Annotated in this window: 12 protein-coding genes; 6 read left to right on the top strand and 6 right to left on the bottom strand. The window is 37.3% G+C overall.

All coding sequences use genetic code 11. The features are described from left to right. Window positions 1-138 precede the first annotated feature (138 nt). Genes CDG61_RS05225 through CDG61_RS05240 form a run of 4 tightly spaced genes read left to right on the top strand, consistent with a single transcriptional unit; the run spans window position 139 to window position 4,854 of the window. Window positions 139-513 (top strand): capsular biosynthesis protein, encoded by a 375-nt coding sequence (locus CDG61_RS05225; RefSeq protein WP_087550654.1) that lies wholly within the window; start codon window positions 139-141, stop codon window positions 511-513. A gap of 1 nt (window position 514) precedes the next feature. Then, on the top strand, window positions 515-1,231 hold the full coding sequence (locus tag CDG61_RS05230; protein WP_087550655.1) for a glycosyltransferase family 2 protein: 717 nt from the start codon (window positions 515-517) through the stop codon (window positions 1,229-1,231). Further along, on the top strand, window positions 1,231-2,799 hold the full coding sequence (locus CDG61_RS05235) for a phosphotransferase (RefSeq protein WP_087550656.1): 1,569 nt from the start codon (window positions 1,231-1,233) through the stop codon (window positions 2,797-2,799). The genes CDG61_RS05230 and CDG61_RS05235 overlap by 1 nt, the downstream gene beginning before the upstream one ends. Before the next feature lie 12 nt (window positions 2,800-2,811). After that, complete coding sequence (locus CDG61_RS05240) at window positions 2,812-4,854, top strand: hypothetical protein (protein ID WP_087550657.1); 2,043 nt, start codon at window positions 2,812-2,814, stop codon at window positions 4,852-4,854. Between the two features lie 45 nt (window positions 4,855-4,899). On the opposite strand, the gene CDG61_RS05245 is transcribed toward CDG61_RS05240, so the two are convergent. Beyond that, on the bottom strand, window positions 4,900-5,868 hold the full coding sequence (locus CDG61_RS05245; protein WP_087550658.1) for an alpha/beta fold hydrolase: 969 nt from the start codon (window positions 5,866-5,868) through the stop codon (window positions 4,900-4,902). Between the two features lie 102 nt (window positions 5,869-5,970). Here CDG61_RS05245 and CDG61_RS05250 point away from each other — a divergent pair, with 102 nt between their 5' ends. Beyond that, on the top strand, window positions 5,971-6,303 hold the full coding sequence (locus CDG61_RS05250; RefSeq protein WP_087550659.1) for an MGMT family protein: 333 nt from the start codon (window positions 5,971-5,973) through the stop codon (window positions 6,301-6,303). A gap of 56 nt (window positions 6,304-6,359) precedes the next feature. Here the strand turns inward: CDG61_RS05250 and CDG61_RS05255 are convergent, their stop codons facing one another. After that, window positions 6,360-6,800, bottom strand: coding sequence for a universal stress protein (locus tag CDG61_RS05255; protein WP_087513268.1), 441 nt, complete (start codon window positions 6,798-6,800; stop codon window positions 6,360-6,362). 475 nt (window positions 6,801-7,275) lie between these two features. Between CDG61_RS05255 and CDG61_RS05260 the strand changes: the two genes are divergently transcribed. Next, window positions 7,276-7,689, top strand: a complete 414-nt coding sequence (locus CDG61_RS05260) for a hypothetical protein (protein WP_147387771.1) — start codon at window positions 7,276-7,278, stop codon at window positions 7,687-7,689. Between the two features lie 394 nt (window positions 7,690-8,083). Here CDG61_RS05260 and CDG61_RS05265 read toward each other — a convergent pair whose 3' ends face one another. The 4 genes from CDG61_RS05265 to carB form a co-directional block, all read right to left on the bottom strand. Next, window positions 8,084-8,701 carry a CatB-related O-acetyltransferase gene (locus CDG61_RS05265; RefSeq protein WP_087550661.1) on the bottom strand — a complete coding sequence of 206 codons (618 nt, stop codon included), beginning with the start codon at window positions 8,699-8,701 and terminating at the stop codon, window positions 8,084-8,086. A 67-nt stretch (window positions 8,702-8,768) separates the two neighbouring features. Beyond that, complete coding sequence (locus CDG61_RS05270; protein WP_087550662.1) at window positions 8,769-9,650, bottom strand: class I SAM-dependent methyltransferase; 882 nt, start codon at window positions 9,648-9,650, stop codon at window positions 8,769-8,771. A gap of 223 nt (window positions 9,651-9,873) precedes the next feature. Continuing rightward, window positions 9,874-10,350 carry a transcription elongation factor GreA gene (gene greA, locus CDG61_RS05275; protein ID WP_087513264.1) on the bottom strand — a complete coding sequence of 159 codons (477 nt, stop codon included), beginning with the start codon at window positions 10,348-10,350 and terminating at the stop codon, window positions 9,874-9,876. 95 nt (window positions 10,351-10,445) lie between these two features. Further along, on the bottom strand, window positions 10,446-13,679 hold the full coding sequence (gene carB / locus CDG61_RS05280) for a carbamoyl-phosphate synthase large subunit (RefSeq protein ID WP_087550663.1): 3,234 nt from the start codon (window positions 13,677-13,679) through the stop codon (window positions 10,446-10,448). Between the last annotated feature and the right edge of the window lie 5 nt (window positions 13,680-13,684).

The raw sequence follows: 13,684 nt of genomic DNA on the forward strand, positions 1-13,684 counted from the left end.
ACTGATTTATTAGAAGTTAATGTTACTTTAACTGATCAAGATAAGATTTTGCAGTATATACTCATCCTTAATCTGAATTTCACATAGTTGGAATTTGAATTCAAGGGAAACTAATAATTAATGTAAAAAGTAATCAGTATGAAAAGATTAATATTTGATGTGGATGAAACGATTTGTACAACTATCAATGGTGATTATAAGAACTCAAAGCCTATTACTTCAGTAATAGAAAAAATGTGGGATTATAAACAGCAAGGTTTTGAAATCTGTCTTTCTACAAGTCGAAATATGAAAACCTATAATGGAAACAGCGGTAAAATTGCAGCAAATACATTGCCAATTCTGATTGAATGGCTAAATAAACATAATGTTCCATATGATGAAATCTATATAGCTAAACCATGGTGTGGTTTTGAAGGATTTTATGTAGATGATAAAGCAATAAGACCCGATGAGTTTGTGAACTTATCATATGAAGAAATAATTAACCTTACAACTAAAGAACAGGTATAAAATGATTGTAATTCCAATGGCAGGATTAAGTTCCAGATTCTTTAAAGAAGGGTATACAGTGCCGAAGTATATGCTTGATTTAAATGGGATAACTGTTTTTGAATGGTCTGTCAGTTCATTTAAGGAATATTATTCATCCGACTTGTTTCTGTTCATTGTTTTTGATCATTTTAATACAGCTGATTTCGTTAAAAATCAGGTTGAAAAAATGGGTATTTCTAATTATCAAATTGTTACCCTGACTGAACATACACTTGGACAGGCAGATACTGTATTTCAGGGGCTGAAAGAAGTGAATCAGGATGAAGATATTTATATCTTCAATATTGATTCACGACTGGAAAAGTTTACTAAATTTACAGATTATGAAAATCTTGATGGCTACCTTGAAGTATTTGATGGAGAAGGTGAGCATTGGTCTTTTGTTTTGCCTGGTGAAAATAATCAGGTATTGAAAACAACTGAAAAAGATAGAATTTCCAGTTTGTGCAGTAATGGATTATATTATTTTAAATCATCCAGCATTTTTAAAAAATATGTGAAAGAAGAAGTTGATAGTTTTAGTGGAAATGAAATTTATATTGCTCCTTTGTACAATAAGTACATTAAAGATGGTTTGAATATTAAATATAAACTTGTTAATGAAACAGATATCAGTTTTTGTGGAACTCCAGCTGAGTATAAGGAAACTTTAAATAAAATTCTGGGAGTAAAGTGATGATTCTGATTGCATCAGGCGCATATGTTATATCTGAATTTCAGGTGGAGCTTGGAAAAATTCCACCATGTCTGTTACCTATAGGGAATAAAAAGTTACTCGAGCTGCAGGTGTCTGCATTGAGAAAGACATTTAATAATCAGGATATTTACCTGTCATTGCCTGAAAGTTATGAACTCTCTTCATCTGAAAATAAGATTATTGATGCGCTGAACCTTACAGTAGTTAAAACTCCAGATCAATTTAATCTGTGTGACTCATTATTATATGTATTAAATACAAATGAAAAAATGAATGCTGATGAAGTGTTTTATCTGTTGCATGGTGATACATTTATCTCTGATTTTGTTAATTTAAAAGATAGAAATATTATTTCAGTATCACGTTCTTATGATAGTTATACCTGGGAAGTTGTTAAACAGAATAATGAACATGCTTTAGTATGGAGTGGTTTTTTCTCTTTTTCATCAATCAGTTATCTACTGAAATCACTAACATTAAATCGTAATGATTATGTTAATGCAGTAAAATATTACAGCAACCAACACGAATTATCTCTTGTTGAAACCGATAAATGGCATGATTTAGGGCATTCAAATACCTATTTCAGTTCCAGAGCAAATATAACGACGCAACGTGCATTTAATGATCTGAAAATTATTGATGGTATAGTCAGTAAGCAAGGTAAACCTGATGTCAAGATTCAGGCTGAAGCCTTGTGGTTTGAAAATATTCCATCCGAACTTAAAAAATTTACCCCTGTTTTATTAAATCATGGTGAGCGTAATGAAGGATATTATTATGAACTTGAGTATCTTCCATATATCCCACTGAATGAACTGTTTGTTCATGGTAAAAATGAAATACTGCAATGGAATAAAATTATACGTAAACTTGCTGAGTATATTAATATTTCCATACAGAATGATATGGATGAAAACAGTAAAAGAGATATTAATCAGGATACATTTAAGCTTATAACGGATAAAACACGTGATCGACTAAAAGAATATTCTGAAGAAATGAATTTTGATCTGCAAAAAAGTTTTATTTATAAGAATAATAAGCTACCTTCTGTACATCAGATTATGGAAGAATGTATAGAAAAAGTGTTGCGGATCGAAATTGTTCATGGTGTTATGCATGGAGATCTTTGCTTCAGTAATATTTTATACGATTCGCGAGGCGATCGGATTAAAGTTATTGATCCCCGTGGGTTAAATTATAAAGCTGAATTTACAGTATTTGGTGATCTTAAGTATGATTTTGCAAAGCTGACACATTCAATAGTTGGTCTTTATGATTATATTATTTCAGGTTATTATAAGATTGAAGAATCAGCAAATGGATCTATAGAAATTGTTTTTGATATAGATGAGCGCATTGAAAAAGTTATATCTCAATATATGCAGAATTTTAAGGTTAGCGGCTTGTCAGTTCAGGATATCATTCCCTTAGTTATTCTTTTGTTTATGTCAATGCTTCCATTACATGCAGATAGACCAGACAGGCAGAAAGCAATGCTTATAAATGCTTTGAGGTTATATAAAGTCTATATGCTGAATTGATCTGGGGGAATTATGTACTTATTGAGAGATGATCCGATTGTAGAAGAAATTAGAGGCTATTATAATAATTTGGAAGAATTTAATGATTCTGAAGAGGAATTTATCTTTAAAATCAAAAAACTGTTTTCTGATAATAAAATTGTTGAGGTTTCTGCGTATACTTTAAAAGGAATAGAAATTTTTCCCAATAACCTTAAAATTAAGCTTTTAAATTTTGATGCATTACTGAGACTTGGTTTTTTTCTGGATGCACAGCAGGCAATAGAAAAATGTTTTTTTTTAGAAAGAAGTAAAAATATTCTTGTTTTTGAAAGAATTTTTGAGCTTTATCTTAGATTGATTGAATATGATAAATTAATTGATCTTTGTCAGAGTAATATTCAGATACTCTTAAAAAGCGAGAGAGCATCCCGGCAATATATGGATTTCCTTATCCGAACAAGAAATTATGAACACTATGATTACATTTTTGAAAATCATAAAGAAATAATTCTTGAAATTTTAGGAAATCCCATACAGCGCGTGATCTTTGATTATAAAAAATATAAAGTTTCTGATTTGATTCATCTTCAACAATCATATTCAAAATTAGATTTTGAAAAAATAATGGATATTATCTGGCGACTGTATCATCAAGGTGAGAGATCATTATTGTTTTTTAAGAATGCTTGTAAAACTTATGAAGGTGAGGTTTATACAGGACCAAGACAAATATTTTTTAATAGGCTGGCATATTTATGCTTTCCTGATGAGGTTAACTTTCTACTTGAATATACACATAATCTTGTCTTTAATAAGTATTATGAAAATACATATTATTTTCTAAAAAAAATTAGTATTAAGGGTATCATCTGTAATCCATTGGTTAATGAGTATCAGAGAAACCGATTGTATTATTTTACAATCAAGCTGAACTCTCTTGTTCAGGATGAAGATAAATGTCTAATTACCTATGATCAGGCTTTAAAATTTAATCTGATAAAGCCTTATAGTCTTGATTTCTGTAGACAATATTCACTTGCTCTAAAAGCGGGAATTTCAACAGCTGATTTTGAGCAAAAAATACGGAATTTTTCAGAAAAAACGCAGGAAGTTATTAATTTTATTGTTTTTAAAATTTCACAGATTGTATCTGATGATAAGAATGAATTTGTAGATTTGAATCTGGTTGGGCAGATGCGTGGTGGATTAAACTCTGTCAATGATATAAATGAACTGATATCGAATTATAATTTCAAAAAAGTTTTCTTCTCAACATGGAACATTCAGCCTGTATTTCCACCAAGGTTATATTCCTTAAGACGTATCCTTGGTATTTCTGCTGTTAGATTACTCCCTGAACCGTTCAGGCATTTTGGATTTTTTCAGCAAAAGTTTCCAATGCTGTCAAAAAAAATATTTTCTTCTGAAGGTATTGAACTTAACCTTGAAACCCTGAGTAAAATAAATACAGATGTTGAATATCGTATTGTTGATGAGAAAGCATTTAATACATTGTATGAGTCACAACAGGGATTTCTGATAGGCTCAAGATTGCATCAGGCAAAAATGTTTTATCATTTTTATCATTCTATTCCATCATTTTCTGGTGCGCGTGTGGTTTTGAGAAAACGACCTGATATGAAAAATCATATTAAGTTTGATATGTCTGACCATTTCAAAGTACTGTCAAAACATGATAATTATCTGTATACCAATTATTTTGATCATAATCTGGGATTTTGTGACCGTTTTTCATTAGGTAGCCAGGCTTCAATCAAAAAAATAGGGATGATCTGGGAAACTGCACTTCATTTTAATAAACTGATTTATGCTGATTTTTTTGATGACTATACACATCTCAGAGCAGCAGAGCATTTGATGAGCTCTCACATTGTCGCCTGTGGCATTAAAACGCGGTATATACACTGTCAAAGAGAGGAGTTTATTGAGTCTGACAATTTAGGGGAAATTCCTCTTAAAAGTGAATTTTTAGAGGATTTCAGTGCATTGTCTGATGAGGAAAAAGGGCAGTTGAGTAAGTTCTATAATTATATGATTGAAACACTCAGTTGATGAACTGGGTTAAGGCAATAGCTTATCAGCTATTGCCTTTTCGGTTTATTTCACTTTATTTAAAAAATCCATATATGGTTTCACAAGTAACTGTTCCTGTTCCATAATTGGCATATGACCCACACCTTTTAAAATGACAGGTTCCTGCGCATTTTTCAGTAATCCTTTCAGTTCAGCAGCGGCTTCAACATTTATGACCTGGTCTTTGTCTCCCCATGCGATCAGTACTGGTTGATCTATAGAGCGGGCAGCCAAAGCAAAAGTATCTGGTGTATAAACTTTTGCCATTACAATCAGTTGTTCAATCAGCTTTGAGGTATTGGCTGATTGTGAAATCATCATTTTTTCCTGAGATTCTTTCAGTTCTTTCGGAATAAATGGGGGTAAGTTCGTCGCAATTTTTAAGATTCTGTCCAGATCACCTGGTTTAGCAACCAACATATTTCTGAGTGTTGTTGGATCTTTCAGATAGGGCGTATTAGCAGATTTAAATACGCCAGCACTATCTACTAGGAACAGTGATTTTGTATCTACAGGATATTGTGCAGTATAGAGCAGGGCTATAGCTCCCCCCATCGAATGTCCTGCAACATGTAATCCATTTTCAAACTTTGCTGCTTCTGCAAAACGACGCAGTTTTTCAGTCATATTAGGAATGGAATAATCAAAGTCTGCTGCAACTTTGCTGTCACCCTGCCCTGGTAAATCTGGAATAATAACGTGATAATACGGTGTCAGATAACGGGCTAAGCGGTTCCAGTTATCACGGCTGCCAGCTAAACCGTGTACTAGCATCAACGTCGGCTTACCAGCCTGTCCACCTTCACTGTAAGCCCATTCTATATCGCCAACTTTAAGTTTTTTACTCTGCATACCTGCCCAGGCTCTTTCCTGTTGCAGCACACTCTGTATATCTATGGAACCTGCAAGTGCTATAGAGGGCAGGCTGAATGCACTTACTGTACCGACAGCCAGTGCTGTGGAAAGTAATAGTTTTTTGAAGATTCCTTTCATTGATATTCTCAGTTTTTGTTGTTAGTGTCCTGTTTAAGCTTAGATTAAGCTTGTATTAATTTCATTTGCCTAAAATGAATAACGGTTAATTTTTGAGTCAATATGGCAGGCAATTTCAGTAAAAGCACAAATGAACTGGCAGTGCAGATTCTTTCAGTAATTGCCCAGATTCCTTATGGAAAAGTTGCAAGCTATGGGCAGATTGCAAAACTGGCAGGTTTACCCCGGCATGCAAGACTGGTTGGTTTTGTGCTGAAAAATTTGGACAATTCTTCAGAGATTCCCTGGTATAGAGTGATTAACTCTCAAGGAAAGATCAGTTTACCTAAGGAAAATGAAACAGGTGAAAATCTACAGCAGATAAAATTGATGCAGGAGAATGTACCTGTGATCAATGGAAAAGTGGATTTAAAAAAATATGGATGGATGCAGTGAAATTATTGAAATAACTCCTCACTGCATCTGCAAGGAGGAGCGGAGTTCTGAACAGTTTACTGACGTACTACCAGTACTGGAATTTCTGTTTCGCCAAGTACACTTTGAGCAACGCTGCCCAGGAATAGTTTTTTGATACCTGTACGGCCATGCGAGCCAATGACGATCAGATCGGCATTGATTTCTTTAGCTGCATTTACAATTTCACGATGAATAACCTGACCTTCGATCAGTTTTGATTCAACATTAACACCTTCTGCTTTGAATTTTTCAGCAGCTTCTTCCAGTGTTTTGATGATGGATGAGCGAGCACGTTCAATCAGCTCATTTGTCTGAGTGGATGTAATGTATTCAGCAGCAATGTAAGGGTCAAGAGCGAGAACCTGGACAACTGTGATTTTGCTGCCAAAAGCTTTTGAAAATTCAACAGCTTTTGCGACTGCTGAATAAGAAGTTTCTGAACCATCCACAGGGACTAAAATATTTTGATAGGACATTTTTTCTCTCCATTAACATTATTTCAAAGATGTAGTATTTATCACTATGAATTACGGAGTACTTTACAGCCTCTCTTTATCATACTGCTGTTCCCCAACAAAGAAAACATAGTAATTTCATAGGGATAATTTTTAAAAATACTCATGTGCTGAGGTTTAACTTAGCATAAATTGTTTATTTAATATGCACCTATACACTAAAGTCTGAGTACGGATTTCAATCAGATAGTGGCATATGAAAGTTTTGGATACATATTATTTTGGAACAATTTGTGACTGGTCAGGGCTGTGATGATTAAAGTTATTTTATTTTTCTAAGTTAGAATAATTTATATGAATAGCATCAATTAAAATATTGAAAAATTTATATTTTTAAAAATACAGGTCAGTACATAAAATAATAAAGTTAATGAACTGAATTTCAACTGGAGTGACCTTTCACTTATTTAATAAATACAAATGAATGGATACTATAATGAATAAATTGGTATGTATTTTATTTTCCACCATCAGCTTGTTTTGTGTTTCGCTATGTGAAGCTAAGGAAAATATTGTGGCTCGACCTTGGATCAAAATTAAAACAGAAAAAGAAGAATTGAGCCGAATCTGCCGTGAAGCATCAGTCCGATGCAATGATATGGGTAGTAGCTTATGGAAAGTAAAAAATACGCACGATCAGATTTTGTATTTATTGACAGATCAATTGGAACTGATTCAGTTAAAAAAGGTGGGAGAAAAATTAGCAGTTCTGAATCATTGGAAATTTAAAAATTATTCTCACTCGATAACTGAATATGGAGGTAATGAATTAAATTCTGGAGGTATGTCTATCTATCCTGCATTTTATCCGATAAGTACTGACATCAATGCTATAGCTTTGGTGAGCTAGTGGTATGCAGGATATTCTGGTGGAGGAAGAGAAGAATCCATTGCAGACTTTGTTGCATTGGAATCAAACGGGAAATATCAACCAGCTGTGTCTTCCATTCCGTTTTCATTGTCCGAAAGGATCAGAGCATGTTTTTCTGAGAAAGATTATAAAACCTCACCGCACTGTCATGATGAAAATGGTTCAATTCTGTCGATTCAGTTTAAGGATGTTGGAAAGCCGTATTATCAATGGACGTTGAACTATACGGATTTTACCTGGGATGCGGGTAAGACTGAAAAATTCAAAAAAGTTAAAAAGCATAGTGTAGTGTTGATGTCTTTTGGGAGAAAAATGCAATAACTCTATAACTAATAACTATTTGATGGGGTTTAAAATATTGGGGATTGTATTCTTATTGAGAGTTAAAATTCAATAAATCAGCTACATTATTAGTCTGCAACTTCTCCCGCATTTTTAAAAACTGCTTTTCATCCATTTCATAGAGTTTAAGGGAAAGCAGTTTTTCGATATCTTCCTCAGAAAAACGGTACTTAATGACTTTGGCAGGTACACCACCAACGATGGCATAAGGAGGCACATCCTGCGTAACTACAGCACCAGTTGCGACCACAGCACCTTCACCCAAAGTCACACCTTGCATGATCATGGCACGACTACCAATCCAGCAACCATCACCAATCACAGTATCACCCGCAGGTAAAAAACTACGTGTATCAAAAGGGAAAGTAGAAATCCAGTCAGGACGATGTAACTGATTGCCACCCATCATGATGACGCATTCAGCCCCAAAACAGACAAAATTACCAATATAAAGCTGATCAATCGGCTTTTCAGGCGTCGATGGCTTGTCATGTAGATAACGCACCACACAACGCTCAAACCCTTGATCCCAGTACGCTGAATAATAAGAATAATTCCCTTTGATATGAATATTTGGATTGTTCACAGTTTTGGAAATAAACTCAAATTCACACCAGTGTTTCACAGGTGAGTTAATGGAATCAGTCATATAAAAAGCAACAGGTGAGTGGTTGCACTATTTTATATGACTTAAGCCAAAAGATGAATCAAATAGCCTAAGCAATTCTAAGCTGAATCAGGTGTGTCGCAGCTGTGTGACGAATCAGATCAGTGCGGTGTTTCAAATAGCGTTCCGTAATATCATCACCTGACAGATCTTCCACTACGGCATAACCCATCGCTTCAACAGCACAATGTAATTGCTGTGAGCTGAATGCACCCATCAGAGGCTCTTTTAACAGGCGGGTAAATTGTGAGACAGCATAACTGCCCATTTTCTCTATGCCTTGCAACTCTCTGAAGTCAACAGAATAATCCATTGCCAGTTCACTGTTCTGAGCGGCAAAACTGGCAATGTTACGCAGAGTTGTCAGAGTGGTCTCTGGTGCGAGATAGTGAGTTGTGCCCAACCATGAAAAAAATGCGGGCAGATGCTGCTGATAACTGCTGCGGGTTAAAGCATCTGAGAGCTGTTCTTTTTCAAAGTCTATAGAGACAAACTCAACATTTGAAGGAAGTTCACTGCTTAAACTTATTCTTTTCAGTTTGTTTATTTTTAGTTGTTGAGTATCAGGATGATCCACTTCATAAATTTTTAATTGAGGGTACTGGTGTGCGAGTCTCAGAACAAATGAATCCAGTCCTGCACCTACGAGTACATATTGCTGTAATCCACGTCCAATGGCTTCAATGAGTAAATCCTCTGTGAACCTTGAACGGGCAACCACCTGAGCCGTCAGTAAGCCGAGTATCCGATTCAGTGACTTTGAGTTAATAACTTTATGCAGCAGGGGAATGGCCAATAATCTACGCCATTCAGCGCTGGTCATTTGCAGGGCATATGGGTCAGAAAATACAGGATTCTGAGCATGGAGATGGTGATTTGCACGTAATGCAGCTGCGGCTTCTGCGGTTCTGCTGGCTTGTCCTGCTTTCATAATATTATGGGAACTCTTTCCTGTTTTTTCTTACTCTAAGGGAACTGGAAAAATTAGCAATGACAGAAACGCTGAGTGTATTGGCAAAATATGCGACTCAGAAATATGAAAAATTCACTGAATATTGCGGCAGTGTCTCAATCACAGAAGCTAAGAGGGCAAGCGCTTATAGCAGGTAAAAAAAACCCCTCAAAAGAGGGGTTGGGATTGAATCTTTAAGAGATTAAAGATATTCAACACTCACAACTTCATATTCCACTTCACCTTGAGGTGTCGTGATTTTGGCATCATCGCCTTCATTTTTACCCAGAAGACCACGCGCAATCGGCGAGTTCACAGAGATTTTATTAATTTTAAAATCTGCTTCATCATCACCAACGATCTGGTAAGTTTTCTTTTCTTCGGTATCTAAGTTTTCGATGGTCACAGTCACACCAAAAACAACACGACCTGTTTGCTCAAGTTCTTTTACATCGATCACCTGGCAAGCACCAAGTTTACCTTCGATGTCCTGAATACGGCCTTCACAGAAACCCTGTTGCTCACGTGCTGCATGATATTCTGCGTTTTCTTTTAAGTCCCCATGTTCACGCGCTTCAGCAATAGCCGCAGTAATACGTGGACGATCAATTGATTTCAATTGATATAATTCTTTTTCCAGTGCAACTTTGCCTGCTGGAGTCATAGGATAACGTTGCATTGTTGTCCCTCTAAAATTGTGATGTATTAAAAAATACAGGTTTATAAATGAAAAAATCCCGCCACCGAGAGGTGACGGGACTTCTCGGAAACGAATTAACCCAGTGTTTGTAAATCTTGCAAACGGTATACGTCCATTGGTAATTTAATTGCTAAAGCCTGGCATACTGCATCCGCACCGTTCAGGGTAGTGGTGTAATACACTTTACCTTGAAGCGCAGAGCGACGGATTGAGAATGAATCCTGCTGAGCCTGTTTACCTTCAGTTGTATTGATAATGAGGTGAATTTCGCCATTTTTCAAGCGGTCGACGATATTTGGGCGACCCTCAGTGACTTTATTCACGCGTTCAACTTCAATACCCGCTTGTTGAATAACATCAAAAGTACCACCAGTTGCGATAATTTTAAAGCCTAGATCAACAAGTTGTTGTGCGATAGGAACAACACGAGGTTTATCTGAATCACGTACAGAAATAAATACGTGTTTGATTTCACCTTCAGTTGGTTTACCTGGTAAACGATCATTTGAGCCTAACACAGCTTTATAGAACGCTTCACCAAAAGTAGTACCTACACCCATCACTTCGCCTGTAGATTTCATCTCTGGGCCAAGGATCGGGTCAACACCTGGGAATTTATTGAATGGGAATACCGCTTCTTTCACTGCGAAGTGAGTCGGGATAATTTCTTTTGTGAATCCTTGAGATTCTAAAGATTGACCCGCCATACAACGTGCAGCAACTTTCGCTAAAGATTCACCGATACATTTAGAAACAAACGGCACAGTACGCGATGCACGTGGATTCACTTCCAGGATGTAAACGTCATTACCTTTTACAGCATATTGAACGTTCATCAAACCAACAACGCCAAGTTCTTTCGCCATTGCAATGGTTTGACGGCGCATTTCATCCTGAATTTCTTTAGATAAAGAATAAGGAGGAATAGAACATGCTGAGTCACCAGAGTGAATACCTGCTTGTTCGATGTGCTGCATGATCCCGCCGATCACAACGTCTTTACCGTCAGATACGCAGTCAACGTCAACTTCGATGGCATCATCAAGGAAACGGTCAAGAAGTACAGGTGCTTCGTTAGACGCTTGTACCGCATCACGTAAGTAGCGTTTCAATTCGTCATCGTTATAGACGATTTCCATCGCACGACCACCCAGTACATAAGAAGGGCGTACAACTAATGGATAGCCAACTTTCGCAGCTTCAGCCATACCTTCTTCAGCAGATTTTACAATGCTGTTGTTTGGTTGACGAAGTTGCAGTCGTTGAATCATTTGCTGGAAACGTTCACGGTCTTCTGCACGGTCAATCGCATCTGGAGATGTACCGATAATTGGCGCACCAGCTTCTTCTAAAGCACGAGCCAGTTTAAGCGGAGTCTGACCACCGTACTGTACGATAATGCCTTTTGGCTTCTCGATACGTACGATTTCTAAAACATCTTCAAGTGTAATCGGTTCGAAGTACAAACGATCAGAAGTGTCATAATCCGTTGAAACAGTTTCAGGGTTACAGTTCACCATGATGGTTTCATAACCGTCATCACGCATTGCAAGGGCAGCGTGTACACAGCAGTAATCGAATTCGATACCCTGGCCAATACGGTTAGGACCACCACCGATCACCATGATTTTGTCTTTGGTCGATGGATTCGCTTCACATTCTTCATCGTAAGTTGAGTACATGTACGCTGTATCTGATTCAAACTCAGCAGCACAAGTATCAACACGTTTGTAAACAGGAGTTACACCCAGGTTCCAACGATGTTTACGGAATTGTTTTTGTGAAATGCCCATCAAGTTGGCAATGCGAAGATCTGATAAACCTTTACGTTTGAATGAACGGATATTGTCCGCATTCAAATCACCAAAACCTAAAGTTTTGATTTCATTTTCAGATTTGATGATGTCTTCGATCTGGATCAGGAACCAACGGTCGATATTTGTCGCAGCAAAAACTTCGTCTAAAGTGAAACCATGACGGAATGCATCGCCGACATACCAGATACGCTCTGGACCTGGAACTTTAAGTTCAACAAGGATCTTTTCACGCGCGCCTTCAGTACCGACAGCGATTTTTTCATCAAAACCACATGCACCCACTTCAAGACCACGAAGTGCTTTTTGTACAGATTCCTGGAAGTTACGACCAATCGCCATCACTTCACCCACAGATTTCATCTGTGTCGTCAAAGTTGCGTCTGCTTGTGGAAATTTCTCGAAGTTAAAACGAGGAATCTTCGTTACAACATAGTCAATTGCAGGTTCGAATGAAGCAGGAGTTGTACCGCCAGTGATGTCGTTTTTCAACTCATCAAGGGTATAACCAACAGCCAGTTTCGCAGCGATTTTAGCAATCGGGAAACCAGTTGCTTTAGACGCAAGTGCAGATGAACGAGAAACACGTGGGTTCATCTCGATCACAACCATACGACCGTCTTTCGGGTTAATACCGAATTGAACGTTCGAACCACCCGTTTCCACACCGATTTCACGAAGAACTGCTAAAGAAGCGTTACGTAAAAGTTGGAATTCTTTGTCTGTCAATGTTTGCGCAGGTGCAACAGTGATTGAGTCACCGGTGTGCACGCCCATTGGGTCAAAGTTTTCAATGGTACATACGATGATACAGTTGTCGTTTTTGTCACGAACAACTTCCATTTCGTATTCTTTCCAACCAATTAAAGATTCATCAATCAATAATTGTTTCGTTGGAGAAAGATCGAAACCACGTTCACAGATTTCAATGAATTCTTCACGGTTGTAAGCGATACCACCGCCTGAACCACCCATGGTGAATGATGGACGGATAATGACAGGGAAGCCGAAACGTGCCTGAATTTCAAGTGCGTGTTCCATGCTTTCTGCAACGTCAGCACGTGGACATTCCAGACCGATTTTGCGCATTGCGATATCGAAAAGTTTACGGTCTTCCGCTTTTTCGATCGCTTCTTTGGTCGCGCCAATCAATTCAACATTGTATTTTTTCAAAATACCGTTGGCATCAAGTGCAAGTGCACAGTTCAATGCGGTTTGACCACCCATTGTCGGAAGAACTGCATCTGGGCGTTCTTTCTCAATAATTGCTGCAACAGTCTGCCAGGTAATCGGTTCGATATACGTTGCATCTGCCATTGCAGGGTCAGTCATAATGGTCGCTGGGTTAGAGTTCACCAGAATAACACGGTAGCCTTCTTCACGAAGGGCTTTACATGCTTGCGCACCTGAGTAGTCAAACTCACATGCCTGACCGATGACAATCGGACCTGCACCAATAATTAAGATGCTTTTAATGTCTGTACGTTTAGCCATGATCG

The organism is Acinetobacter sp. WCHAc010052, from assembly GCF_002165295.2.
GTDB lineage: Bacteria > Pseudomonadota > Gammaproteobacteria > Pseudomonadales > Moraxellaceae > Acinetobacter > Acinetobacter chinensis.

What these genes read in the sequence shown, in the direction of transcription:
- CDG61_RS05225 (WP_087550654.1), top strand. Translation starts at nt 139, where the DNA reads ATGAAAAGATTAATATTTGATGTGGATGAAACGATTTGTACAACTATC.
- CDG61_RS05230 (WP_087550655.1), top strand. Translation starts at nt 515, where the DNA reads ATGATTGTAATTCCAATGGCAGGATTAAGTTCCAGATTCTTTAAAGAA.
- CDG61_RS05235 (WP_087550656.1), top strand. Translation starts at nt 1,231, where the DNA reads ATGATTCTGATTGCATCAGGCGCATATGTTATATCTGAATTTCAGGTG.
- CDG61_RS05240 (WP_087550657.1), top strand. Translation starts at nt 2,812, where the DNA reads ATGTACTTATTGAGAGATGATCCGATTGTAGAAGAAATTAGAGGCTAT.
- CDG61_RS05245 (WP_087550658.1), bottom strand. Translation starts at nt 5,868, where the DNA reads ATGAAAGGAATCTTCAAAAAACTATTACTTTCCACAGCACTGGCTGTC.
- CDG61_RS05250 (WP_087550659.1), top strand. Translation starts at nt 5,971, where the DNA reads ATGGCAGGCAATTTCAGTAAAAGCACAAATGAACTGGCAGTGCAGATT.
- CDG61_RS05255 (WP_087513268.1), bottom strand. Translation starts at nt 6,800, where the DNA reads ATGTCCTATCAAAATATTTTAGTCCCTGTGGATGGTTCAGAAACTTCT.
- CDG61_RS05260 (WP_147387771.1), top strand. Translation starts at nt 7,276, where the DNA reads ATGAATAAATTGGTATGTATTTTATTTTCCACCATCAGCTTGTTTTGT.
- CDG61_RS05265 (WP_087550661.1), bottom strand. Translation starts at nt 8,701, where the DNA reads ATGACTGATTCCATTAACTCACCTGTGAAACACTGGTGTGAATTTGAG.
- CDG61_RS05270 (WP_087550662.1), bottom strand. Translation starts at nt 9,650, where the DNA reads ATGAAAGCAGGACAAGCCAGCAGAACCGCAGAAGCCGCAGCTGCATTA.
- greA (WP_087513264.1), bottom strand. Translation starts at nt 10,350, where the DNA reads ATGCAACGTTATCCTATGACTCCAGCAGGCAAAGTTGCACTGGAAAAA.
- carB (WP_087550663.1), bottom strand. Translation starts at nt 13,679, where the DNA reads ATGGCTAAACGTACAGACATTAAAAGCATCTTAATTATTGGTGCAGGT.